Annotated in this window: 15 protein-coding genes, 1 other RNA gene and 1 pseudogene; 11 read left to right on the top strand and 6 right to left on the bottom strand. The window is 47.0% G+C overall.

Going from position 1 to position 25,359, the window contains the following annotated elements; genetic code table 11:
• Positions 1 to 221: 221 nt before the first annotated feature.
• The 6 genes and pseudogenes from groL (at position 222) to QUA99_RS23560 (ending at position 11,297) form a co-directional block, all read left to right on the top strand.
• Entirely contained in the window at positions 222 to 1,904 is a 1,683-nt protein-coding gene (gene groL, locus QUA99_RS23585) for a chaperonin GroEL (RefSeq protein WP_333241395.1), read from the top strand.
• A gap of 453 nt (positions 1,905 to 2,357) precedes the next feature.
• The gene (locus QUA99_RS23580) at positions 2,358 to 6,590 is read left to right on the top strand and encodes a PAS domain-containing protein (RefSeq protein ID WP_333241397.1); all 4,233 of its coding nucleotides are present in this window, start codon (positions 2,358 to 2,360) and stop codon (positions 6,588 to 6,590) included.
• Positions 6,591 to 6,680: 90 nt separating this feature from the next.
• A complete protein-coding gene (gene corA, locus QUA99_RS23575; protein ID WP_333241398.1) occupies positions 6,681 to 7,868 on the top strand; it encodes a magnesium/cobalt transporter CorA in 1,188 nt (395 codons plus the stop codon).
• Positions 7,869 to 8,320: 452 nt separating this feature from the next.
• Positions 8,321 to 8,754: RNase P RNA component class A (rnpB, locus tag QUA99_RS23570), an RNA gene on the top strand.
• Between the two features lie 343 nt (positions 8,755 to 9,097).
• The gene (gene rnc / locus QUA99_RS23565) at positions 9,098 to 9,820 is read left to right on the top strand and encodes a ribonuclease III (protein ID WP_333241400.1); all 723 of its coding nucleotides are present in this window, start codon (positions 9,098 to 9,100) and stop codon (positions 9,818 to 9,820) included.
• Positions 9,821 to 10,090: 270 nt separating this feature from the next.
• A pseudogene (locus QUA99_RS23560) lies at positions 10,091 to 11,297 on the top strand (Gfo/Idh/MocA family protein).
• Positions 11,298 to 11,342: 45 nt separating this feature from the next.
• On the opposite strand, the gene QUA99_RS23555 reads toward QUA99_RS23560, so the two are convergent.
• The gene (locus QUA99_RS23555) at positions 11,343 to 13,388 is read right to left on the bottom strand and encodes an ATP-binding protein (protein ID WP_333241401.1); all 2,046 of its coding nucleotides are present in this window, start codon (positions 13,386 to 13,388) and stop codon (positions 11,343 to 11,345) included.
• A 668-nt stretch (positions 13,389 to 14,056) separates the two neighbouring features.
• Here QUA99_RS23555 and QUA99_RS23550 point away from each other — a divergent pair.
• The 4 genes from QUA99_RS23550 (at position 14,057) to hemG (ending at position 19,073) form a co-directional block, all read left to right on the top strand.
• Positions 14,057 to 14,422, top strand: a complete 366-nt coding sequence (locus QUA99_RS23550; protein ID WP_333241403.1) for a class I SAM-dependent methyltransferase — start codon at positions 14,057 to 14,059, stop codon at positions 14,420 to 14,422.
• Positions 14,423 to 14,913: 491 nt separating this feature from the next.
• The gene (locus tag QUA99_RS23545) at positions 14,914 to 16,422 is read left to right on the top strand and encodes a cryptochrome/photolyase family protein (RefSeq protein ID WP_333241404.1); all 1,509 of its coding nucleotides are present in this window, start codon (positions 14,914 to 14,916) and stop codon (positions 16,420 to 16,422) included.
• A 711-nt stretch (positions 16,423 to 17,133) separates the two neighbouring features.
• On the top strand, positions 17,134 to 17,391 hold the full coding sequence (locus tag QUA99_RS23540) for a DUF2811 domain-containing protein (protein WP_050813024.1): 258 nt from the start codon (positions 17,134 to 17,136) through the stop codon (positions 17,389 to 17,391).
• Positions 17,392 to 17,612: 221 nt separating this feature from the next.
• Entirely contained in the window at positions 17,613 to 19,073 is a 1,461-nt protein-coding gene (gene hemG / locus QUA99_RS23535) for a protoporphyrinogen oxidase (protein ID WP_333241405.1), read from the top strand.
• 114 nt (positions 19,074 to 19,187) lie between these two features.
• Here hemG and QUA99_RS23530 read toward each other — a convergent pair whose 3' ends face one another.
• The 5 genes from QUA99_RS23530 to QUA99_RS23510 form a co-directional block, all read right to left on the bottom strand.
• On the bottom strand, positions 19,188 to 19,880 hold the full coding sequence (locus tag QUA99_RS23530; protein ID WP_333241406.1) for a response regulator transcription factor: 693 nt from the start codon (positions 19,878 to 19,880) through the stop codon (positions 19,188 to 19,190).
• A 105-nt stretch (positions 19,881 to 19,985) separates the two neighbouring features.
• Positions 19,986 to 22,199, bottom strand: coding sequence for a tetratricopeptide repeat protein (locus QUA99_RS23525; RefSeq protein ID WP_333343552.1), 2,214 nt, complete (start codon positions 22,197 to 22,199; stop codon positions 19,986 to 19,988).
• A 394-nt stretch (positions 22,200 to 22,593) separates the two neighbouring features.
• Positions 22,594 to 22,761: a photosystem II assembly protein Psb34 gene (gene psb34 / locus QUA99_RS23520; RefSeq protein WP_015177107.1), complete on the bottom strand. Its 168-nt coding sequence runs from the start codon at positions 22,759 to 22,761 to the stop codon at positions 22,594 to 22,596.
• 69 nt (positions 22,762 to 22,830) lie between these two features.
• Positions 22,831 to 23,862 carry a thiazole synthase gene (locus QUA99_RS23515; protein WP_333241409.1) on the bottom strand — a complete coding sequence of 344 codons (1,032 nt, stop codon included), beginning with the start codon at positions 23,860 to 23,862 and terminating at the stop codon, positions 22,831 to 22,833.
• The gene (locus tag QUA99_RS23510; RefSeq protein WP_333241410.1) at positions 23,837 to 24,355 is read right to left on the bottom strand and encodes a CdiA C-terminal domain-containing protein; all 519 of its coding nucleotides are present in this window, start codon (positions 24,353 to 24,355) and stop codon (positions 23,837 to 23,839) included. Before QUA99_RS23510 ends, QUA99_RS23515 begins: the two co-directional genes overlap by 26 nt.
• Positions 24,356 to 24,400: 45 nt before the next feature.
• Here QUA99_RS23510 and QUA99_RS23505 point away from each other — a divergent pair, with 45 nt between their 5' ends.
• Complete coding sequence (locus QUA99_RS23505; RefSeq protein ID WP_333241412.1) at positions 24,401 to 25,102, top strand: Crp/Fnr family transcriptional regulator; 702 nt, start codon at positions 24,401 to 24,403, stop codon at positions 25,100 to 25,102.
• Positions 25,103 to 25,359: the final 257 nt, after the last annotated feature.

The raw sequence follows: 25,359 nt of genomic DNA, 5'->3' as shown, positions 1-25,359 counted from the left end.
CCACCCCACAAGATATGTCACAAACCACATTATATCTGTGAGGACACGGCAGTGCCGTGTCCTTAGCCGTGTCCTCAGCCACCGTTCGACCTCGCCCAAATCTCCAATCCGCCCCCACAACCCCCCGCACCGTTGGGGCGCGCTACAATCAAAAATCGATCGGCTTAGCACTCAGACTCAGAGAGTGCTAAATTTGCTAATGTAAGCGACAGGAGACAAACATGACCAAAATAGTTGCATTTAGCGACAAATCTCGGCGGGCACTAGAACGCGGCGTCAATCAACTCGCCGATGCAGTCCGCATCACCTTGGGCCCGAAAGGCCGGAACGTCCTATTGGAAAAGAAATACGGTGCTCCCCAAATCGTTAACGACGGTATCACCGTTGCTAGGGAGATCGAACTCGAAGACCCCCTGGAAAATGCCGGCGCTCGCTTAATTCAAGAAGTAGCCTCCAAAACTAAAGATATCGCAGGCGACGGCACAACAACCGCAACGGTTATAGCTCAATCCCTGATTCGCGAAGGTTTGAAGAATGTCGCCGCTGGCGCGAATCCAGTTGCGCTGCGCCGGGGTATTGAAAAAACGATCGCCCACTTGGTGCTGGAAATCGAGAAATTGGCGAAACCCGTCGAAGGAAGCGCCATTGCTCAGGTCGCCACTGTCTCCGCCGGTAACGACGAAGAAGTTGGCGCCATGATTTCCCAAGCGATGGAAAAAGTCACGAAAGACGGCGTAATTACTGTTGAAGAGTCGAAATCTCTGACAACAGAATTGGAAGTTGTCGAAGGGATGCAGTACGATCGCGGATATCTTTCTCCGTATTTCGTCACCAACACCGATCGCATGGAAGTTGATTACGAAAACGCTCGCATCCTGATTACCGACAAAAAAATTAGCTCGATTCAAGAACTAATTCCAGTTCTCGAAAAAATCGCCCGCACCGGTCAACCGTTCCTAATTATCGCCGAAGATATTGAAGGCGAAGCTTTGGCAACTCTGGTAGTCAACAAAGCCCGCGGCGTATTGAACATCGCAGCAACCAAATCTCCTGGTTTTGGCGATCGGCGCAAAGCTATGCTTCAAGATATCGCCGTGCTCACCGGCGGTCAACTGATTTCCGAAGAAGTCGGACTCAGCATCGATACCGCAACTCTAGAAATGCTCGGTACCGCCCGCAAAATTACGATCGACAAAGAAAACACGATCATTGTTGCTGGCGACGAACACAAAGCTGACGTGCAAAAACGGATCGAACAAATCCGCAAGCAGCTAGAAGCGACGGATTCCGAGTACGACAAGGAAAAATTGACCGAACGCATCGCCAAACTCGCCGGCGGCATCGCTGTAATTAAAGTCGGCGCCGCTACCGAAACCGAGCTCAAAGACCGTAAACTGCGTATTGAAGACGCTCTGAACGCTACTAAAGCTGCTGTGGAAGAAGGTATCGTTGCCGGAGGTGGCACGACCCTAATTCACCTGATTACAAAAATAGATGCGATCAGAAATACTTTAGACACCGAAGAACAAGTAGGCGCTGACTTGGTGAAGAAAGCTTTGGAAGCACCTTTGCGTCAAATCGCTGATAATGCCGGCGTTGAAGGTTCGATCGTGATCGAACGAGTGCGGGCGAGCGAGTTCAACATTGGCTACAACGCTCTCACCGACGTGTACGAGGATATGATTGCCGCCGGGATTATTGACCCGGCTAAGGTGGTGCGATCGGCTTTGCAGAATGCCGGTTCCATTGCTGGTATGGTGTTGACCACTGAAGCTGTGATTGTCGAAAAACCCGAGAAGAAAAAAGCCGGCGGCGACATGGGCGACATGGGCGGCATGGGCGGCATGGGCGGCATGGGCGGCATGGGCGGCATGGGCGGCATGGGCGGCATGGGCATGATGTAGTCTTCAGTCGCTCCGGGTGCTCCGTGCGCACCTTATTTATGAAGTACACCCGCCATCGTTAGCTTCCCCGTAGGGACACGGCAGTGCCGTGTCCCTACACTTCACAAACCTGGAATACGCTGTATTTTTCCCAAAAACCGCGTTTCTGAGCGCCTCTCTCCCTCTCCTACTCTCCCCCTCTCCTACTCTCCCCCTCTCCTACTCTCCCACTCTTCCCCTCTCCCCATCTCCCTTTGATATCCGCTACGTCTCGTTCAAAAAAAGAGCATCTGCTCTCTCTAATTAAGTTATATTCCAAAAAATACTATTTCCTTAAAATTTTTGTATTATAGGAAATTGCACCAAAAATTGCACCGGGAACCGCCGCAGTAAAGTGCGCAAAAATATTCGAGTGAGTTAAACTAACTTTAGGAAAATTTTAGAGCTTAACTTGCAAGCGATCGAAAAATACCCATGCAGGAAGTTATCAACTCGTTACAGTCTTTTTTCTCTAACTCGGTTGATGCTTTCCTAGAGTGCGATCGACAGCAAAACTACCTATCGATCAATCCTGTCGCTGCTGCTTGGATGGGATTGGAACCTGCTGAAATAGTCAACAAAACTCATCAAGAATTATTAAAATTATATCCCAATAATGCTCCTCTCAAAAAGATAATCTCCCAGATTGCTCCCTGCCTGCAACAAGTATTGATCACAGGGAAAAAAAGGCTGGCAATTCACGAGGTGACGGCGGCAGACGGCGGGATAAAAATTTACGAAACGGCTTACACGCCAGCGGTGGATGCCTCTAGCAACCAGATGCGGGTTTTCGGCGTTGGTAGAGATATCACCAGGCACTACCGCTGGCAGCAGCAGAAAACTCAAGAGTTGCGCAGATCCAACCATTTACTGTGGTTGAATGCAGCTAACAGTCCCCTGGCAATGGTGGGCTGGGATCAAGATTTTCGCATCGTTCAGTGGTCGAAACGCGCTGAAGAAATCTTGGGCTGGACATCCGATGATATGATGGGCAAGCAGTTCGGCGATTTAGATTTGGTTTGCGAAGAAGATAGAGAGGCTGTAAGCGCGATCGAACTCGAACTAGCTACAGGCAGAGGCAATACTTCAATTAACCGCAACTATACTAAAAGCGGACAGGTAATTTGGTGTCGCTGGTTCAACTCGATTATTCGCAGCGGCGACACTTTTACCGTGCTTTCTTTGGTGGAAGACATCACCGATCGCAAACGGTTGGAAGCAGAAAAAGCCCAAGCTTCTCGCCTCACAGCAATGGTAGCCGATGTCGGTATTGCCCTCACCAAACACCCTCAAGATATCCTGCTTCCCTGCTGCGAGGCAATGGTGCAAAATCTTGATGTCGCCTCTGCTGAAATTTGGATTTTTAACTCCCAACAGAATGTTTGGGAATTGCAAGCCGTCTCGGGAATCTACAGCCGCACAGCAGATCGGGCTAGCTTTATTGAAAGTAAAGTTAACTCGATCGCCAAACAGCAAAAAGCGCAATTCGACTGCGGATTTGAACTGAATAATTTTGAACTCCTACAGGAAGAATCCCAAGCAACAGCGGCACACAGTTCCGAATTAGCAATTATCAACAGCCGTCAAAAGCCCGCAAATTGTCCAATCCCCAAGCAAATTTTCACCTTCGCCGGCTACCCTTTAATTGTCGAAGAACGGCTGGTGGGAGTTATGGTAATTATCAGCAGCCAACCGCTGACACCACCCTTTCAAGAAACTTTAGCATCGGTTGCCGATGTCATCGCTTTAGGCATCGAACGCAAGCGTGCAGAAGCCGAATTAAAATCAGCTAGAGGGTTTCTCAATTCCGTAGTAGAAAATCTGCCGGTGGGAGTTTTTGCTAAAGATGCTTCCTCCCTGAAATTTGTGCTGTGGAATAAAGCGGGAGAAACGATCGCAGGTGTTACCTCTCAAGAGGCGATCGGCAAAAATGACTACGATATTTACCCCAAAGAACAAGCTGATGTTTTCACCGCTCAAGACAGGGAAATACTGACCGGCAATCGCAACCAGTCTACTGTTAAAGACATAGCCGAAGAGCCGATTCAAACTCGCCACAAAGGTATGAGAATACTGCACACCCGCAAAGTGCCAATTCTCGACGCTGCAGGCCGTCCTCAGTACGTTTTAGGTATTACTGAAGATATCACCGAACGCAGGCAGGTGGACGAAAGCGTGCGCCTCTACGACCAAATTGTCGAGAATATGCAAATTGGTTTGTACGTCTACCATTTAGAAAATATAGACGATGACAGCACTCTCAGGGCGATCGCCTCGAATCCCGCTGCTACCCTGTTTACCGGATTAGAAATGGCCGACGTTTTGGGCATGACAATCGACGAGATTTTTCCCCACCTGCGATCGAAAAACATTCCCCAAGCATTTGCTTCGGTAATTCTGGGCCAAAAAGCCGTAGAACTTGAAGATATTGACTGCGATGAAGGCGGTCGAATAACTCGCGCTTTTTCTATTAAAGCTTTTCCATTACCTAACAACTGCGTCGGCGTTGCTTTTGAAAACATTACTGCTCGCAAGTGCCTGGAACTAGAACTGCAGGTAGCTTTGGAAAAAACCGCACGTTCCGAACAACTCCTGCGTACAGTAATAGACAAAACCAGCGACTGGATTTTTGCCAAAGACAAAAATTTTTGCTATATTTTGGTCAACAGGAGTTTTGCTCAAGCGATCGGCAAAAGAGTAGAAGAAATAATTGGCAAATCAGATTTAGAATTAGGGTTTTCAGTAGAGCTAGTGTTTGGAAATTCTGCCAAAAATATCCGAGGCTTCCGCACAGACGACTCTGCTGTACTGGCAGGCGAAATTATCCACAATCCCTGCGATCCGGCCACTGTTGCAGACGGTTCAGTACATATTTTTGATACCCAAAAACTTCCCCTGCGCGACGCTGAAGGCAATGTATTTGCAGTGCTAGCTTTCGCTCGCGATATTACAGAACGCCATGAATCGGAAGCAGCTTTGCGCCGTAGCGAAACCAGATTTAGGTCTTTGGTAGCAAATATTCCGGGAGTGGTTTATCGCTGGCAATGCGATTTTTCGACAAGTTTTATTAGCAATGCGGTTTACTTACTAACGGGCTACCCTGCTGGGGATTTTATTTCGCCTTTGAACAGGGGAGGTAGGACTTTTGCTAGCATTATTTACCCGGAAGATTTGGTAAAAGTAGAAGCCACTATTCGGCAAGCAATAGAAAACAAACAGTCTTATAACTTGGAATACCGCTTGCTAGCAGCAGACGGGACTGTTAAATGGGTGTGGGATAAAGGTTCTCCTGTGTTCGACGCAGATGGGAACGTTTGCTGTTTGGATGGGGTGATTGTTGATATTAGCGATCGCTACTGCGCCCAAGAAGCATTGCGCCAAAAAACTTCGGAGTTGGAAGCTGTTTTTCTGGCATTGCCGGATTTGTATTTCCGAATCGATGCTGACGGCATTATTTTGGATTACTTGTCAGGAAATTCATCGGATTTGCACGTGAGTCCCGAGTATTTTCTGGGCCAACGAATGATCGATATATTGCCGGCAACCGCGGCCAGCCAATTCGAGCGGGCAATACTTGAGGTTTCCGAAAACAGAACTCCAGTTAATCTAGAGTATTCGCTACCTATGCCGACCGGAGAAGAAACTTATGAAGCGAGATTGCTGCCTTTTAACTCGAATCAAGCGATCGCTATCGCCCGCAATATTACCAAGCGCAAACAGGCTGAATCTCAGTTAAAACATAAAAATTACCAGCTAGAGCAAACATTGAAACAGCTAGGAAGGACTCAAGCTCAACTAATTCAAGCGGAAAAAATGTCTGGTTTGGGACAGCTAGTCGCGGGAATTGCTCACGAAATTAATAATCCTGTCAGTTTTATATACGGTAATATCATTTACGCTAGCGAGTATGCCAAAAATTTGCTGCAACTGTGCAATTTGTATCAAGAACATTACCCGGAACCTGTTTCTTTAATTTCGGAGTTTGCTGAAGAGATAGAACTCGAATTTATGAAAGAGGATTTTCCACACCTACTGAATTCAATTCAAACCGGAGCCGAGCGAATTCGCCAAATTGTTCTGTCTTTGCGCAACTTTTCCCGCCTCGAAGAATCAGATATAAAGCGTGTTAATATCCACGAAGGAATAGATAGCGCTCTGTTAATATTGCAACACAGACTTAAAGAAAATGGCAGAAATCGTAATATTGAAATAGTTAAAGAATATGGAAATTTGCCACCGATACAGTGCTACGCAGGACAGTTAAATCAAGTGTTTATGAATCTTTTAAATAATGCTATTGATGCTTTAGCCGATGTCAGGAATAGGAAGCTGGAATTGGCGACTGCTTCGGAAACAGAACGGCAAGATTTTCCAAGTTTACCTTTAAGTTGCGACTCATTGCCTTGGATTCGGATTCGCACGGAGGTTTTGGATAACAATCGGATTGCGATCGCAATTTCCGATAACGGGGCGGGAATGGTAGAGTCTGTTAAATCTCGGGTATTTGACCCGTTTTTTACTACTAAACCAGTGGGCAAAGGTACAGGTTTGGGACTGTCTATCTCCTATCAGATTGTGGTAGAAAGACACGGGGGCACGCTGCGGTGCATTTCCGCGCCGGGAGAGGGAAGCGAATTCGCGATCGAGATTCCAATTCGGCAGAGGTAATTGGTAATTAGTAATTGGTAAGTGGTAATTGGTAGTCGCACGAAAAAAATGATAATCTAATTCAAGGTTCTAAAAGTCAGGAATACGAGCATGGTATACAAAAGCATACATAGTTCTAGTGCATTTGCAAAACCAATTAAAGATGATGATGATGATGATGATGATGATTCCTACGTTGACTATTTTTATGACGATCCGGGGGCACCGCCGGGAACTCTCGACTTAGAACCCGATGCGCCGCCTCCGGAGATTGTATTAATTGACTATTGCGAGACAGCAGCTACTCGCGCCCACTTGGCAAATCCTCAAGAAGCTGCTGCGTATTTAGATACAGCATCTGTTTCTTGGGTTGATGTGTTGGGATTGGGAAATCAAGAAACTTGGCTTCAAATGGGCGAAGTGTTTGATTTGCATCTTGTGGCTCAAGAGGATGTGGTTAATGTACCCCAGCGCCCTAAAGTTGTAAATTACGAAAATCATATTTTAATCATTGCCTGGATGGTGATGATTAAGCCGAATTCAGATAATTTTCACAAAGAACAAGTTAGTTTGCTTTTGGGTAAACATTACCTGCTAACTGTTCAGGAAGAACCGGACTATGATTGTTTCGATCCCGTGCGCGATCGCATTCGTAAAGGACAAGGAATTATTCGCAAACACGGAGCAGATTATCTAGCTTATACTCTGTTAGATTCGATTATAGATGGATTCTTCCCAGTATTAGAAATGTACGGAGAGCGCATTGAAGAACTAGAGGATGAAGTGGTGGTGAACCCCACCCGCAGAACCCTGGAAAAAATTTATAAAATTCGGCGAGAATTGCTGACGCTGCGCCGCGCCATTTGGCCGCAGCGGGATGCAATTAATGTTTTGATTCGAGATAGCAGTGATTTGATTAGTCCCGAGGTGCGAATTTACCTGCGCGACTGTTACGATCACACGGTGCAGGTGATGGATATGGTGGAAACCTATCGAGAGCTGTCTTCGGGTTTAATGGATGTTTATCTGTCATCGGTTGGCAATAAAATGAATGAAATTATGAAACTGCTGACAGTAATTTCTAGTATCTTTATTCCTCTAACTTTTGTGGCGGGAGTATACGGGATGAATTTCAATACAGAGAAATCGCCTTGGAATATGCCGGAACTGAATTGGTATTTTGGCTATCCGCTTTGTTGGGCGATCATGGTAGCGATCGCCTCGGCTTTAGTTTACTTCTTCTGGCGGCGCGGCTGGTTTGAAAACTTTTCTAATGTGAAAGATGAGTCAGTAAAGTAACCGGATTTAAGACTTGAGATTGGAGATTTGGGATAGGGAGTGAATAATTCAAAATCCTGTTATGGACAAAGGTTTCCTGCCCCTAGTTGAAGCCCTGTGATAAATCCAAAAATTTTAAGTTTCCAGATTCATCCGTGATATCAATTCCTGCGCCGGAATGATAAGCGAGGACACGGCGCCGTGCCGTTTCTTGCGCGCCAGATTTATTGTAGGGACACGGCACGGCGCCGTGTCCTGATTTCGGGTTATATTAATTCCGATGCTACCGGATTTGATCAGAGTGGAGTTAAGGAGATTTGCATTGAAATTTAATTGTTGGGCGGGCTTTGCAACCCCCCGCACAAGAGTTTGAATAAACACAAATGTCAAAATTAAGTGGGCGACAACTTAAAATCGTAAATCTAAAATCCTAAATTGATTGACGAACGATCGCGTACAATAAATCTGGGGAAAAAGTAGGCGCAGGCGGTTGCGGATTAGCGAAAGCTTGTCTGAGGAAAGTCCGGGCTCCCGAAAAACCAAACTTGCTGGGTAACGCCCAGTGCGAGCGATCGTGAGGATAGTGCCACAGAAAGATACCGCCCCCCGATTTGAGATTTGAGATTTGAGATTTGAGATTGCATCAAAAATCGAGCATCGAAAATCGCAAAGTGTTAGGGGGTAAGGGTGCAAAGGTGCGGTAAGAGCGCACCAGCAGCATTGAGAGGTGCTGGCTCGGTAAACCCCAGTTGGGAGCAAGGTCGGAGGGACTATGGTTGGTTTTTTACCAGTTCCGTTTTTTGGTACCGCTTGAGGCGTCTGGTAACAGGCGTCCCAGATAGATAACTGCCCTCGAAAATTGCTTGCAGTTGAGAGAACAGAACCCGGCTTATGTCCGACTTTTTCCCCCCTCAATTTAATTAAAATAGGACTTATGCAAGGAATCATTTTTTAAACTATCTGTAGTTGTAAGATGCGGTGTGCATCGCCCTACAGGTAGAGTCGGTCCGTCCAGGACTGTAAAATTACCGCTTGGGAATAAGGCCGACAAATCTTTTCGACCTGCCTGATTTTAGGTAAGGTTCGCCACAAGCACCCGGACAAATATTTAGTTTTTCAATGATTTTTTTATTATTAATATGAATTTGATATCGATTTCAAAAAAGAACGCAACTTTTGACAAGCTTCCAACCAGGCGATTCATGAGTTATTCGCAAGTCTAAAATCTAAAATCTAAAATCTAAAATGGTATGATTTATCCGGGTCGCCAAAAGCAACTTGAAACATTAATTCAAAAATTGGGACTGCCAAAGAATGCTGCGATAAAATGGCATCTCCTCGATTTAGCTTTGACTCATGCGAGCGCGTCAGCTAAGGCAAATTACGAGCAACTAGAGTTTGTCGGCGATGCAGTCGTGCGGCTGACGGCTTCGGAATTGTTGTTTGAGATTTATCCCGACTGTACAGTGGGGGAATTTGCTGCTATTCGATCGATCTTGGTGAGCGATCGCATTCTTGCTAAAATCGCTGAAAGTTACGGGTTCGATCGCTATTTAATTGTTTCCAGCAGCGCCGCCTCGGACAAAACAGGCGCTGAACCCCGACTGGCCGATGCTTTGGAAGCGGTACTGGCTGCGCTTTATTTGAGTACCCAGAGCTTAGAATTAATTCGGCCTTGGCTAGATTCTCACTTTCAACGCTTAGCGACAGAAATCCGCAGCGATCCGGCCCGCCAAAACTACAAAGCTGCTCTCCAAGAATTGACTCAAGGGAAATACAAAACTTTGCCCAAATATAGCGTGCAAGAAACCGGGACTGTGCAGGGCGGGGAAGATCGTTTTACAGCAGAAGTTCTCATTCAGGGAAAGTTGGTAGCAGAGGGAAAAGGTCGATCGATCAAAGCGGCGGAACAAGCAGCGGCTCAGGCAGCTTTCAATAAATTAGTTGGTAGTCAGTTGACAGTTGACAGTTGACAGTTGACTGGTGTTATCAGTTATTGGTTATTTGTTATTTGTTAGCTGCTAAGCTGTTGTGCATCTAATTTGAAAGTCAATTTTTCTACAATAATTGTGGAACGGGCAGGAGAGCCCGGATCTGGATTCAATTTAAATGCGTAGCAGCTTACCCACAAGCAATAACCAATAACTACTGCCAACAGTCAACAGTGATTTTTTTGAATTAAAACATAGATAATAATAACAAAATATGCTATAATTGCTGTGCGATTTTTGAAATTATAATCAATGAAAATCGGAATAGCTGTATTGGGTGCCGGTCGCTGGGGAGTTAACCTAATTCGCAACTTTCTCGAACATCCCAACAGCCAAGTTTTAGCGGTGGTAGACCCGAATCGAGATTCATTGGCGGCCGTTCAAAAACAGTTTAATTTCGATGCCTCGGTGATTCTAGCTACCGATTGGTCTCAAGTCCAAGCATTGCCGGGACTGGAAGCTGTGGCGATCGCCACTCCAGCTTCCACACACTACACCCTCGCAGCAGCAGCGCTGCAACAAGGCTACCACGTCTTAGCAGAAAAACCCCTCGCCCTCAACCTGACTGAAGCCATAGAACTCTGCCAATTAGCCGAAAAACAGCAGCGGCAGCTCTTCGTTGACCACACTTATCTGTTTCATCCAGCAGTCGATCGAGGCCAAACAATTATTCAACAGCATCAACTCGGAAAATTGCGCTACGGTTACGCCCAGCGCACGCATTTTGAACCCGTGCGCCATGACGTTGATGCCCTTTGGGACTTGGCCGTTCACGATATCGCTATTTTCAATACTTGGCTCGAACAAACTCCAATTCAAGTAAGCGCGATGGGCACTGTATTTCCGAAGGAAGAGGGAAGAGGGAAGAGGGAAGAGGGAAGAGGGAAGAGGGAAGAGGGAAGAGGGAAGAGGGAAGAGGGAAGAGGGAATAAATAAAGAAGTAGCAGCAGAAATACAAAATCAATTTGCTTCTTCACGGATGACTGCGAATTATTCAGAAGGACTAGCCGATTTAGTCTGGGTAACGCTTACCTATCCCGACGGATTTCAAGCATTCATTCACCTGTGCTGGCTAAATCCAGACAAACAGCGGCGCTTAACAGTTGTTGGCAGTTTGGGAACCTTGATTTTTGACGAAATGTCCCCAGAAACTCCCCTGATTTTGCAGCGCGGCAATCACAATTGCGGGGGCGAAGAGCATAACTCTTTTGAAAGTGCGTTAGCGAAGCCCTCGAAGAGGATCGCACCGCAGAAAACTACTAGCCTCAAAGGTCGCGAAGTGTTGAGTTTAGAAGAAGTAGAACCGCTGCGGCGAGTGTGCGATCGCTTCCTCAACTGCGTGCAAACAAATACACCCTGCCCTACCTCTTCCGGCTCCGCCTCCGTCGAATTAATCGGCATTCTCAGCGCTTTGAGCAAATCCCTCGAACTCGGCGGACAGCCCCTAATACCATTTTAGATTTTAGATTTTAGATTTTAGATTTTAGATTGGGAAAATCACTCCTCAACTTTTATAATTTCCCTTTTCCTTTACTAAGTCCTGGCTCTGAAAATAAAAACTTGACTGCTGATTGACAGGCAAAGAAATCATCACCGTAGTACCTTGATTAACACCCGCGCTGTGCAGGGTAATGCTTCCGATCATAGATTCCATTATCCTTCGGGAGATAGCCAAGCCCAAACCGTTACCGCCAAACCTGCGAGTTGTAGAACCATCAGCCATCACAAAAGGTTGAAACAATTTCTGCTGCTGCTCAGGATCGATACCAATTCCCGTATCTTTAATTGTCACCACCACCCAATCGTTTTGACCGCTGATGCCGTTCGTACTTTCCGCACTGCCGTTAAAACTACCAGAATTACTCCTCGATTCTAGCCGCACAGATATCTTAATACTGCCCGACTCGGTAAACTTAACAGCATTGCTCAAAACGTTCAAAAACACCTGTTTGAGCTTCTCCGGATCGGCATGAACAATAATCGGATCGTGAGGTGCGGGCAAACTTAACTTCAAACCTTTTTCTTCAATTTGAGCGGCCTGCAAATCAATCGCGTCTTCCAGTACCTGGGTAATATCAACTACTTCTAATATCATGGAGAACGTGCCGGCTTCTATTTTAGCAATGTCCAAAATATCATTAATAATATTGAGCAATTGCATTGACGAGTCGTGGGCACGCTGCAAGAACTCCATCTCTTCATCTCGGTCATCGCAGTAGCCGTCCCGAACAATTTGAATAAAACCAATAATCCCGTTGAGCGGCGTTCTCAATTCGTGAGAAATATTGCCCAAAAATTCATTTTTTAACTGATTGGCAACTTGCGCTTCCTTGGTTGCGACTTCCAATTCTCCAGCCCAGGATCTGAGGCGCTGCACCATGCTATTGAGTGCTTCTGATAGTTGATTGAATTCCCGAATTTGGAAATTTTGGGGCACTGCCTGCGGCGCTTCTGTATCTACTTTCAGCGCGTAGTCTCTCAGTTTTTCCAAAGGACGCGCCAAGTCGCGAGACAGATATAAAGTTGCGACGATACTAGCAGCAACCAAACCTACAATTAAATTAAATAAAACTTGCTGAATTTCTTCCAAACCTGACAGAGCGTAATCTAAACGAGAGACAGCTAAAATAATCCACTTGCTGTCCTCCTGTTTAGTTGAAGGACTCGGGATAGCAGCGTATCCTGCTAGTAACTCTACACCATTTCTTTCAAAGGAAAATAGGTGGAGAAAAGCTTGTCCGCCGGCGATCGCCCTTCTGACAATACTTTTTAGTCGAGCGGCATCTGCCTCTTGGTCAATATTGCGGCCCACGCGATTGATATTCGGGTGCGCCAAAATCGTTCCATCTTGGTCGATCGCCACCGTATAGCCCGCTAGAGAACCCTTGGGAGCGCTGGTTTGCACTGGCAGGGCTGACTGCAAACTCAAAGCATAACTCAACTGCCTGCTGTTGCCCCGACGAATGTAAACTGGAGCGCTCAACACCAAACTCACTTGGCTGTCGCGGCCTTCTTTACCCGCCTCGGGAAAATCTTCAGCACCCAAAGCCAGCTTGTTGTCGTTTGCTTTCCCCTCTCGCTGCAGAGGCCACGACAGACTGATGTAAACGCTCTTTTCGTCCAGCAGCGTTTGCTGTTGCTGCACTTGCGGCCAAAATTTGGCAGGCAGCGACTGAATGGGCTGCTGCCCGCAAGTGCTTGCTATCACTTGATTTGTTGTTAAATTAGTCAATTGCAAGCAATCAACCTGCGCTGGCAACCGCTGCCCTAATTGCGCGATAAACTTTTGATAATCCTTCGGCTCTACAGACTGCAACATCGAGTTTTCCGAAGCGCCGATCAGATTCGACTTCAGCGATTTCGCCCACTGTTCAATAGTTTCTGCTTTTCTGACGGCACTTTCTGTCAAGTTTTGACGAGCAGTTTCCAGAAGCGTCGAGCGTGCCTTGCGATAGGTAACATACTCCCCCACCAGTAGAACAGGTACGCTGAGCAACAAAATCCGCGACAGTAAAATACGGCGAAAGGAGGATTGACCTAACTTAACCATAGGACGTATCTAAATTAAGGTGCAACACCCAACAGCGACCACAGTGCGATAAACCAGACCGACTAGCGAATCTGTCCCGGCTGCTGTGCTGAGAGGACAACACAGCTTCAGAACAACAGTTAAACACAATTATAGAAGCCACTGTAATCATCTCGATTCTAAGTGTCTTGAATTAAAGATGGTTAGCAATTTGTTGGGCAAATGTCTGTGATTTAGGCCACAATTTTATTTCAATTGTCGGCTCAACTTGCACCCGATCGCCCCGGGGCAACATCTGTCAGGCTGCAAAAAAGCCTCGGGTTTACAGACGGTAGTTGGTTGAAGGTAAAATCGCAGGGATGCAGGCTTCGGGTCGAAGGTAAGAGGCAAAAAGTTCTGTATCCGGCTAGTGTAAGGAGATCGTCCTTGCTCGTCGATCGGACTTTTTCTTTCCGAATGCCTTCGAGAGATGGGCCCGAGATGGGCGATTCGAGATTTTGCACCCTGTGAAAGATTTCTTTTGACCTCCGATTGATTCGGTGACAATAATTCACCTGTCAAACAAAAAGAATGAGACGATCGAGTCGCCGATCGGCTCTGAGCACCGTAATATGGCGAACATTGGTCCAAACAGTGTGCCCATGCTACGTAAATTTGCGGTCTCGGCAATAATCTCCAGAGCTTAATCGATGAAAAAAAACTCTAGCAATTATAGATATTATTACACAAACAACCGTCTCAGATATCATCACGCTTATTTGATATCTCCCCTTTTAGAAATGCTAGCGACAATTCAGGAGGCAAGCCAGAGAAAACTCCGAGTTTTGAACCTCGGCTGTGGCAATGGCAGCCGAGGTCACTTCATCGCAGAGCACGGCGGCGAAGTTGTCGGCGTTGACACTTCTGCACCCGGAATTGCCATTTACCGTCAAAAATTCCCCGCGTGTCAGTCGAGCCAAGGCGATATTTACGTACTTCCGGATACCGATATGCTACACTCATTTGATATTGTCCTCGTCAGTGAAGTAATCGAACATTTACTTTCTCCTAAATAATTGGTAAAATCTGCCCCGAAAGCACTCCTATCTGGAGGTCAGATAATTATTTTACCGTATCACATATCTTTAAAAAATCTGGAGTTAGCTGTTGGCAACCATCTGTTTTGTATGATTAAAAAAATAATTTTTGTGTAATTTTGCCGGATCATCTTAATAACTGAAGTACAAGGTGACATAAAGTTTTAATTAAAATACTGGTCTGTGTTCCTATTATTTGAAATCCATGTTATCCTCTAGTAATTTCTTTGAATAACTCAAAAAAATATGAGTTGTGAGTTGTAAGTTGTCAGCAAACTAAGTTTGCTGAAGAGACAACCAGCGGGAGCATCTCATATTTGTAAAAACACTTCTTCTGGCTCTTTCCTCCTGCCTCCTGCCTCGGGCCTCCTGCCTTAAAACTCCTATTTCTAGCTTAACTGCAAAAGTGAGATGCTCCCCAACCAGCCCTCATAAAAAGTAAAAAATAAGTTTCACGGAAAAAAAGTAAAATGACTGTTGGCGTTTGGATACTAGGCGATCAACTTTGGCAGAAGCAAGCTGCTCTTAACCTCAGCCTTGACGATCGATCTTCCCTACCGGTAATCTTGATTGAATCTTGGCAGCACGTTCAACAGCGCCCTTACCACCGACAAAAATTAGTATTAATTTGGTCGGCAATGCGGCACTTTGCAGAAGAATTGCGGCGCGGCGGCTGTCAAGTCACTTACACAACATCTGGCGATTTTGAAACACCTCTCCAAGCTTGGGTTCAAGCTCAGAAGATTACCGAATTACGGGTAATGGTGCCGAACGATCGACCTTTTTTACAGCTTGTTGAAAACTTGCAACTTCCCTGCAAGATAACGCTGATTCCCAACAATCAATTCCTGTGGACAGAAACAGAGTTCCAAGATTGGGCTTCAAGTCGCAAACGTTTGTTAATGGAAGACTTCTATCGAGCCAGCCGCCAGCGTTTCCAAGTTTTAATGGATGGCAGTAAACCTGTCGGAGGCAAGTGGAATTTTGATAAAGAAAATCGCCAGCCGCCAAAAGGCAAACTGAATACACCAAAAGCTCTTTGGTTTGAACCGGACGCCGTAACTCAAGAAGTTATCGCACAAGTTAAATCTCTATCTTTCCCAACTTACGGAAATATTGAACCTTTTCGCTGGGCGGTTACGCGAGAGCAAGCACTGCAAGTATTAGATAACTTCATAGAACAGCGTCTACCCGCTTTCGGCCCTTATCAAGACGCGATGGTCGCGGGGGAGGAAACCATGTGGCATTCGCTAATTTCTCCCTATCTCAATATTGGCTTGCTGCATCCTTTAGAAGTTATTCAAGCTGCCGAAACAGCCTACCTAGAAAAAAACTTAAATTTAAACGGCGTCGAAGGTTTTATCCGCCAAATTCTGGGCTGGCGAGAATACATTCGCGGTGTGTATTTTTACGTGGATGCTGATTATTTTCAGAAGAATTGGTTCAACCACACTCAGCCGCTGCCGGAGTTTTTTTGGGACGCTAGCAAAACAGATATGAACTGTTTGCGCCAAGTTTTAACTCAAGTCGAAGGCAGCGCTTGGGCGCACCACATCCAGCGATTGATGATTTTGAGCAATTTTGGTCTAATTGCGGGAATCTCGCCCCAGCAGCTAGAAAAGTGGTTCCACAGCGCGTTTGTGGATGCCTACGACTGGGTAATGCAGACTAATGTGCTGGGCATGGGTTTGTTTGCTGACGGCGGTGTGTTGGCGTCGAAACCCTACGCTGCTTCTGCCAATTACATCAATAAAATGAGCGATTATTGTCAGGGGTGCAAGTTCGATCGCACTGTGCGATCGGGCGAAAATGCCTGTCCGTTCAACTTCTTCTACTGGGACTTCCTCGCGCGCCACCGGGACAAACTTGGATCGATCGGTCGCATGAGCTTTATCTTAGCCAACCTCGACAAAATGCCCCCGGAAGAATTGGCAATCATGCGCCAAAAAGCGGCAGAGTGGCACTTAGGAAGTCATTAGTCATTAGTCAGCAGTCATTTGTTAAGTAATACCATTTCTCTAAAATCGTGCAACACTCTTCGACCCCCCTAGCCCCCCGCTGCATTGCGGAGGGAACAAGAATACTGTTGCATTCTTTTTTAAAATTGGTATAAGTAAGCGCTGTAAAACGCCACCATGTAAACGATTGTAAAGTATCCAAATCCCCTAAACGTAAGTGATTTAGCCCTGTTTACATACTGTTACCTAGTTCGGTTTAATCCCGCCTACCTACTTATTTGTTATTTGCTACCCATGCCCCATGCCCCATGCCCCATGCCCTTTGCAATTCTTATTTTTTCCCTGACTTTTACCTAAACATTCCACAGCGTTTCCACAGGCAAGTCTGAGGTTTTCCACAGATTTGAGGAAGTTTTCCACAGAAATTAACGGCACGGTCGGATCTTGCTGCAGAATTGGGGATTTCGTTAACCTGCTGCCAAATCCTTCATAAAAACTCCAGAATATAAAGTTATGTAACAAATAATGAGTTGAAAAGCCCATTATTTCGTAAATCTTTTTTTTACATAAAGGACTTTGTAATATTTCGCAACATTGACAAACCCACCCCCTGATAGCGCACAATGATGCGACCGACATAAAAAAAGCGCTCTGATTTCGGCTGTGCCTGCACCTGTATCCGGCCGAAAGGGGGGTTCTGTTTTCAATTTATTAGCGAGACTAAAAAAAATGATGAACCCAACAGTCAGTATTTTTGCCGAAATTCCCGAAACGCTGCACGATTCTCTCAAAACTTACCTGGAAACCCATCCCGAATGGGATCTAGACCGAGTATTTTGCGCGGCCCTGTCGCTGTTTTTGTTGCAGAATGCCGACAGCGGTACGCCGGAAGCGTCGCGCAGCTACCGCCAAGCTGCTAGAGTTTATCTCGAAACTCTGTTTCAATCTCCTCAAGACCTGCACAGCAACAATGTAACTCCGTCGTCTTAAAGGAGGCGGTGAGGGACGCGGGGACACGGAGAGAGGTGAATCTGCAAGCTTCCAGAAGAATGCTTGAGAAATGCAGGACAGCCTACCAATTCCAGACTCCCCATTGCCAATTCCCGATTCCGGATTCGGTAATCTGAAAGCGGTTTTGCAGTACGTCCAGCAAAGAACGCAAGCCGTGCAAAGCCATGTAACATAAAGATTGCGATATTTTTCTATGTAATATGGAACTTTTAGATACCTTAATTGTGGGTGCAGGTATTAGCGGTTTGAGTTTGGCGCACGCACTTCACAAGGAAGCAGCGAGTGCATCGCCGCTGAAGATTTTAGTCGCTGAGAGTCAGGGACGTGTGGGCGGGAACATCACAACTGTGACAGCGGGGGGGTTTCTCTGGGAGGAGGGCCCGAACAGTTTTTCGCCGACGCCAGAATTGATGAAGTTGGCGGTGGATGTGGGATTGAAGCAGGAGTTGATTTTGGCCGATCGCCAATTGCCTCGTTTTGTTTATTGGGGAAATAAGCTGCAACCGGTGCCGATGACTCCACCGGCGATGATTCAGTCTCAGTTGCTGAGTTTTCCGGGGAAACTGCGGGCGTTGTTCGGGGCTTTGGGGTTTGTCGCGCCGGCAATGGGCGATCGACTTTCCCAGCAGGGTGGCGAGGAAACTGTTTCTCAATTTTTCCGCCGTCATCTGGGGACGGAAGTGATGCAGCGGTTGGTGGAACCTTTTGTTTCTGGGGTTTATGCGGGAGATCCGCAACAACTTAGCGCGGCTGCGGCTTTTGGGCGGGTAACGAAGATGGCTGATGTGGGTGGCGGGCTGGCGGCGGGCGCGCTGCTTTCTGCTAGGAAAAGACCGAAGAAAATGCCTGCAGACCCGAATGTTCCTAAAACTAGGCCGGGGGAGTTGGGTTCGTTTAAACAGGGGTTGAAGGCTCTGCCAGAGGCGATCGCGGCTCAATTGGGCGATCGAGTGAAACTCAACTGGCAATTGACTAGCCTCCAGCGCACAGAACGCGAAACTTATATTGCTGAATTTTCCACGCCCGATGGGCCCCAACAAGTTGAGGCGCGCACCGTGGTTTTGACAACGCCGGCTTACGTTACAGCCGAATTATTGCAGCCTCTGGAACCGCAAGTTAGCAGCGCTTTACAAGCTTTTACTTATCCTACGGTTGCCTCCGTTGTATTAGCATACCCGCAGTCGGATGTCAAGGGTAAATTAGTAGGTTTTGGAAATTTAATTCCGAGGGGGCAGGGAATTCGCACTCTCGGGACGATTTGGACATCGAGTTTATTTGCCGATCGCGCGCCTGCGGGCTGGCAAACTCTCACCAGTTACATCGGCGGGGCAACAGACTCGGAAATTGGCAATCTCGACTCAGAACAAATCGTTCGGGAGGTGCACCGAGATTTGTCTCGGATTTTGCTGAAACCAGATGTGCCACAGCCAAAAGTTTTAGCGGTGAAGCTGTGGAAGCGGGCGATTCCTCAGTACAATCTGGGGCATATTCAGCGCCTGCAACAAATCGAAAACGGCTTAAAATCTTTGCCCGGGGTGTATTTGTGCAGCAACTACGTTGGCGGTATAGCTTTGGGAGACTGCGTGCGCAGGGGTTTTGAGAGTGCGATCGAAGTGCGCGAGTATTTGCAGAACCAGCAATCAGATAGTCGATCGATCTGAATTATTGCGTGGGGAGGGCGGGTTGACAAATATCGAGTATGTGAATCAGAGATATTGGTGAACCCGCGCCTACAGCCTTCTGCCTTCATATCCGCTGCCGAATACCGAATGTTACTAGGTTGTGGGTTCAAACTTGTAACCCACCCCCCGGACGGTTTGAATCATCGAAATTTGATTGGCATCTGGTTCAATTTTGCGGCGAATTTGACCGATATGGACATCCACCACGCGATCGGCTCCTACATACTCATAGTCCCACACTTCATGCAGCAATTCCGATCGCCTCCACACGCGACCGGGTTTGCTGGCCAAACAGTACAGCAGGTCAAATTCTAAAGCAGTCAAAGCAACTATCTGACTGCCGATAATTACCTCGCGGCGAACCGGATCTATTAGTAGCTGTCCAAACGTAAGACTTTGTTGTTCGGCGGGAGTAACAATACGCTTGCGCTTTAAAATTGCTGCAACGCGAGCTCCAATCTCTACAAGACTAAAAGGTTTAGTAATGTAATCGTCAGCTCCTTCGGCAAACCCTTTCATTTTGTCAGCTTCATCCGTTCGGCTGGTCAGCATCAACACAAACACGCCCGTGCGTCTTTGCATTTCTTGACACAGTTTGTAGCCAGTAGTATCGGGTAAATTTACATCTAGAACTACCAAGTCAGGATTGAGTTGCTCAAATAATTCCAGACCAGTCTGACCGTCCTCGCCAGACTCAACTTGATAACCTTGCTGGCTCAAAAAACGTTGAATTAAATTTCGGATTGCCGGGTCGTCATCAACCACAAGGATTTTTACAGGGGCCATGACCACAAGTTTGCTTGAAGAATTAGGCAAGAATATTCAGCCATAATAATAGAAAACTGGATACAAATCTCGAAAAAATTGAGCTTTTAATAGTTATAGCCCTATTTATAACCTACGCAAAATTTCAGGCAATAAATCTCCGGGAACTTTGGATAAGGCTAAATTTTGGCCAGGCAGCCCACATTCACTATAGAAAGCTCTAATCGTTTTGACAATATAGCTCAATGCTGTTTGCCGCGAATCAGCAGCTTGGGAGTTTGCCGGGGCTTGCAGGTTGAGTTTATCCCCATATGTTAACCCTTTGTCCTTGAGATGTTGTCCCCATTCGGCGCACACTTGCAACTGGTGGTGCAGTGCTGCTTCTAGATGGCTTGTCTGTGCGGCTTTGTTGGCGGCGAAATTTACGTCTGTGGCTAGTTGATAGTGCGCTAGTCCGAGATTGTTGCGGGCGGCCAAGGTGTCGAAGGTGAGTTGGGTTCGATCGATCTCTCCGGCGATATCCAAGGCGGCTTCGTAGGCGGTAATCGCCTGCTGCAAAGATTCCGTCCGGGCCTGTTTCTGCTGGAACTGGTTCGCCAAATGCCAATAAGCGGTACCGAGATTGTTGTACGTAGCGGCGGCGGCGGCGGGTACTAATTCTCGGGTGCGGTATTTCAATGCTTCGCGGTAAGCCTCAATCGCCGTGACTAGCAGGGGTTCTGAGGGTTCGTGCTGGGCGAGGTTCCAGCAGGCGGTACCGAGGTTGTTTTGCACTCCGGCATAGTTGAGGGGTTCTCGTTCGGGACTGTAGCAGGAGAGGGCTTGGGCGTAAGCTGCGATCGCGCTTTTGAGATATGCGATCGGCTCACCGTCTTGGGCTAAATTCCAGTATGCTGTCGCCAAATTATTCTGAGCCGCAGCGTACTGCTGGGGTTCCACGGCGGGGTCTAGATCCAGCAGCGCTTGTTGGTACGCTGCAACTGCTTGCTGCAAGTTCTGTGTCTTGTCTCGATAGCGGGCTAAATCCGCCGAGGCGATTCCCAAATTTTTGTTTAATCTAACGCGGGTTTGGGGTGCGGTCTCGGCATTTGTTCGCCTCAAACCTTCAAGGTAGAGGGCGATGCTGCGTTCGAGGCAGGATACCGGATCTGAGGCGTTATGCTGCGTGCGATCGCGCGACAGCATCCAGTAGAGAGTACCGAGATCGTTGAGCAGATCGTCCACGGGCGGTAGGTTGTTGGACTCTTGGGCGTACTGAGTTAAATTTTGTGTCAATTCCGAAATCAGCCGCGCGCATTCGTCGGTTGGTGGTTGATTTTGCTGCGAGTTGGCGTCAAGTTCGAGGTACGCGATCGCTTGTTCGATCGCGCGAATGGCGATTGTCAGGTTCTGCGGGGAAACGTCTCCGCCCAGAATGCGATCGCGGTAGTAATTTCCCAAACTGTGATAAGCCAAAGCCAATGCTTCGGAACAACACTGATGTTCTTGCAGGAGTTCGATGTATTGCAGGGTTTGCAGCGGCAGAAAGTTGTCCTCGGATGCGCCATTATTCTCTGCTTCCAATTCCTTGGAGGAGGCCGCTGCTAGCACCAAATTTGCCAGTTCGACGGATGGGGCATCGGGAATTGGGGATGGGGCATCGGGAATTGGGGATGGGGCATCGGGAATTGGGGATGGGGCATCGGGAATTGGGGATTGTTCAGACAAAGAAGATATTAAAAGTTTGTCGCCGGAGTCTCCCTTGTCCCGCAAGTTTCGGAAGTTTCCGGAGTTCTCCAAGTCCTCAAAGTGCCCGAAGTCTCCCTTAGCTGGAGTTGGTTCGCCTTCAAACTCAAATACTCCGGTTCGCCAGTGCCAAAATTCCGGGGCCGAGTGTTCGATCGAACTCAGCCAGGGCCGCGACACCCACAGCAACACAGTAGACTCGCACATTTGCAGGTGTGCTTCAATCTCCCTCAAATAGCTCAGGAACGACCACTGCACGGCTGCTGAATGCCTGGTCAGGTGTTCTGCCCCGAGAATTTGAAATCCCGGCAAAGGGCTGTAGCTGCCCCTGTTTTGGGGCGGTGGATGTTGGGTCAGCCACGCGGCGATCGAACCCCAAGGATTTGGATCGCTTAAGTCTAGTTCCAAACTGACAAATCGGGGGTAGTCGATCGGGTAGCCTGCGTTCTCTGAGGCTAATTCTGTCTGCAAGCGGGCTGCCAGACAGTCCCGCAACCACAAGTCGTCGCAGGCGGCAATAAAAATTTGACGGCGTAAATTGAGGTTGATCGCCTGTTTCAAGCGTTGGTAGATCAGCTTGTTCGAGCTAGAAACTTTTTGGGAAGGAATAGACATCACGGTCAGCCGATTTTAGATTTTAGATTTTAGATTTTGGATTGTAGAGTTCAAATCTCGATCGCTCATAACTCGCAACTGGGCCCGAACGGCCGTCAATCGCACTGGTGATGACCTGCATGATTGTAGATTTTTAATTAGCAAATTTATGTTTGTGACAATCCGTCTGATTAATTGCAACCCAAGTCCCTCAACCCGACGGCAGAGAGGAAAAAACCAAATTTCTGCTTGTCTTATTTAGCTTTCCAGCTCGCTCGGCACGCTTCAGGATTGTCGGAACTACCTGCTTTGTATTGAAACACAAAAACCATGTTTCCATTGGTTGGAAAACATGGTTTGCTGAAGGATTATTTAAAATTGCGATTTGAAGCAGCTTTGAGTCTCAGCCCAGCTTTTAGACGGAAGCAGCCACAAACACCAAACCAGCGACCAACATGGCTGCTGCAATTCCCATGATGATATAGTTCCGTTGCTGGTTCTTGTTGGGAGGTACGGCTTCATACACCTTCGGCTCTTTAGCAAAGTTGTTCAGGCGTCCATCGTCATCTTTGATGTAAGGCATCAGTCACAATCCTTAATATTTTTGATGTTTACAACTGTACCAAAAAAGCGCCCAGGAAAATTCAGGAATTTATTTTGAGGTCACAGTGCCTGTTTGGGGAGAAGAAGCGATCGCGTAATCTTTGACCGGCATTCTTCCTGCTAAGTACGCGATCCGTCCCGCTTCTGCTGCCATGGACATTGCTTTTGCCATTGCCGGGGAATTTTGGGCATTGGCGATCGCCGAATTAATCAACAGTGCATCGGCTCCCATTTCCATTGCTCGGGCAGCTTCGCTGGGCGTTCCGATCCCCGCATCGACTACCACAGGAACATTCACCGTGTCAATAATTATTTGAATGTTGGCGGCATTGTTGATCCCTTGTCCCGAACCGATGGGCGAACCTAAAGGCATGACAGTCGCACAACCGACTTCTTCTAGGCGTTTTGCCAGCAGGGGATCGGCATTGATGTAGGGCAAAACGGCAAAACCTTCTTTAACTAATTGTTCTGCTGCTTCCAAAGTGCCGATCGGATCTGGCAGCAAATATTTAGCATCGGGAATCACTTCTAATTTGACAAAATTATTGTCTTCTTGCCCTAAAAGTTTCGCCATTTCCCTGCCCAAACGAGCTACTCTAATGGCTTCATCCGCAGTTTGACAACCGGCAGTATTTGGCAGCATCCAAATTTTAGTCCAATCCAGAGCCTCTGCCAATCCTTCATGACCGGGAGCATTTGTTTGCACTCGTCGCACAGCTACAGTCACAATTTCGCACCTGCTAGCGTTGACACTTTGCTGCATTTCTGCAATGCTGCGATATTTTCCCGTCCCCGTCATCAAGCGAGAATGAAAAGTTTTGCCTGCGATAACCAGAGGTTTGTCTAAAGGTGGCGTTGCTGTGTCTACTGGATAGCCAAAAATACTGTACTCAAGTGCCTCTTCCCACTGTGTTCTGCCACCCATCATCTCTTCAAGCTGCCAACCTTCTTTGATAGTTAGATCGTCGCGGGTAACAGCATATAAAATTTGGCCTACAGTAATTAGTTTAGCATCTCGCGGCATATTATTTTTCAACCCGCACTCTACGATTTCTTTAAATTCGCTGAAATGGTCTTCCATTTTGCCAGTCTTCCCTTGTAATGATTTGAATTTGTTTGCTGTTGGCAACAAAAAATATTTTTTGAATCTGGTTTTGCGTATCCCAAAACAGACCTTGTTTGATGCCAGCGTTGATTTTCCAGATATCGTAATTTTCTCGGTTGATGTGAAAAATAACTACTGATGCACCTTGATTTTTTGCCCTGCTGATTCCTTCTTGAACTCGATACCTGATGTTCCTCGTAGATTCTGTTAACTCCTTAAATTCGCAAATCTGACCGTCTATCTCAGCGTCTGGCGTTCTCACACCCTCTGCTGCTTGCTCGCTCAACAGCGTAACTCTCTTTCCCATTTTAGCCAAAACTTCAGCGACAAAACTTTCGGAATTATTAAGATTATGGTCTTGGTGGACGAGTACAAATCCGCCAGCTATCTCATCAAAATAATATCGCCGATATTCTGGTTCTGCATTTTCGTAGATGGCTCTGCTTGTCTCGATATATTCTGAATTCACCGTTAATATACTCTCAATGGACTCCGAGCGGGTAGAGTTAAATGTATGAAAGCAACTGTCGAGCAACTGGCTGAAATTGGGATATTTGCCAGCTTAAAACAAACTGAATTAGAGCGATTGCAAGAACATACAGCAATTCGGACGTACCGACAGGGAGAAGTTGTGATGTATGAGGGCGATCGCATCCCCGAAAAATTATACACTCTTTTGAGCGGTTCTCTGCGGGTGGCAAAAACAGCGCTGGCGGGCAAAGAAACAATTCTCCGCACTTTATTTCAGGGAGATATTTTTGCTGCACCTGCTTTACTAGGCAACGGCATTGCCCCCGCAACTGTGACGGCAGAAACTGAGGTGCAAGTTCTTACCACAGAACGGGAAGTTTTGCTAGCAGCAATTCGGGAAAATCCCGAGATTGCTTTGCGAATATTGGCGGTTTTTAATCAGCGGTTGCAGCAACTGCACGAGACTGTGCACGGTTTGGTGTCGGAAAGGGCGATCGTGCGGCTGGCCCGATTTATTCATTACTTTGCCGTCGAGCAAGGTACGAAGATGGCGGATAATAGCGTATGTTTAGAAAAACGTTTTCCCTACTATCAAATTGCTCGCAGTATTGGCATCACCTACGAAGAATGCGTGCGGCTGTTTAAGAAACTGAAGCCGTTTGTATCCTACAGTCGAGGCGGTAAAATTATTGTATTGGATTGGGAAAAATTGGAGGATATCGCCTCGGGAGATGAAATAGACTAAATGTTAAAATCCCAATTTTTGTAGGGGCGGGTTTCACAAACAATATTTGACTGCAACTCACTATCTATATAAACCCGCCCCCCAGAACCCAGGGCGGTTTCATTCGACCTAGGGGCAATCCCCCCGTGGTTGCCCCCATGTCTGAAAGGCTTGTGAAATCCTCTGTGGGGGGGGTAGGCACCTGACAGGTGTAGGTTTTTTACAACTAGGAGGAGTTACAAGCATAGAAGGCATCTACAGGAGTGTGAGGGAAGGAG

This window comes from Microcoleus sp. F10-B2, from assembly GCF_036704965.1.
GTDB lineage: Bacteria > Cyanobacteriota > Cyanobacteriia > Cyanobacteriales > Microcoleaceae > Microcoleus.
Note: the sequence above shows the minus strand (reverse complement) of the source record. Positions and strands in the feature narration are given on the sequence as shown.

What these genes read in the sequence shown, in the direction of transcription:
- groL (WP_333241395.1), top strand. Translation starts at nt 222, where the DNA reads ATGACCAAAATAGTTGCATTTAGCGACAAATCTCGGCGGGCACTAGAA.
- QUA99_RS23580 (WP_333241397.1), top strand. Translation starts at nt 2,358, where the DNA reads ATGCAGGAAGTTATCAACTCGTTACAGTCTTTTTTCTCTAACTCGGTT.
- corA (WP_333241398.1), top strand. Translation starts at nt 6,681, where the DNA reads ATGGTATACAAAAGCATACATAGTTCTAGTGCATTTGCAAAACCAATT.
- rnc (WP_333241400.1), top strand. Translation starts at nt 9,098, where the DNA reads ATGATTTATCCGGGTCGCCAAAAGCAACTTGAAACATTAATTCAAAAA.
- QUA99_RS23555 (WP_333241401.1), bottom strand. Translation starts at nt 13,388, where the DNA reads ATGGTTAAGTTAGGTCAATCCTCCTTTCGCCGTATTTTACTGTCGCGG.
- QUA99_RS23550 (WP_333241403.1), top strand. Translation starts at nt 14,057, where the DNA reads ATGAAAAAAAACTCTAGCAATTATAGATATTATTACACAAACAACCGT.
- QUA99_RS23545 (WP_333241404.1), top strand. Translation starts at nt 14,914, where the DNA reads ATGACTGTTGGCGTTTGGATACTAGGCGATCAACTTTGGCAGAAGCAA.
- QUA99_RS23540 (WP_050813024.1), top strand. Translation starts at nt 17,134, where the DNA reads ATGAACCCAACAGTCAGTATTTTTGCCGAAATTCCCGAAACGCTGCAC.
- hemG (WP_333241405.1), top strand. Translation starts at nt 17,613, where the DNA reads ATGGAACTTTTAGATACCTTAATTGTGGGTGCAGGTATTAGCGGTTTG.
- QUA99_RS23530 (WP_333241406.1), bottom strand. Translation starts at nt 19,880, where the DNA reads ATGGCCCCTGTAAAAATCCTTGTGGTTGATGACGACCCGGCAATCCGA.
- QUA99_RS23525 (WP_333343552.1), bottom strand. Translation starts at nt 22,199, where the DNA reads ATGTCTATTCCTTCCCAAAAAGTTTCTAGCTCGAACAAGCTGATCTAC.
- psb34 (WP_015177107.1), bottom strand. Translation starts at nt 22,761, where the DNA reads ATGCCTTACATCAAAGATGACGATGGACGCCTGAACAACTTTGCTAAA.
- QUA99_RS23515 (WP_333241409.1), bottom strand. Translation starts at nt 23,862, where the DNA reads ATGGAAGACCATTTCAGCGAATTTAAAGAAATCGTAGAGTGCGGGTTG.
- QUA99_RS23505 (WP_333241412.1), top strand. Translation starts at nt 24,401, where the DNA reads ATGAAAGCAACTGTCGAGCAACTGGCTGAAATTGGGATATTTGCCAGC.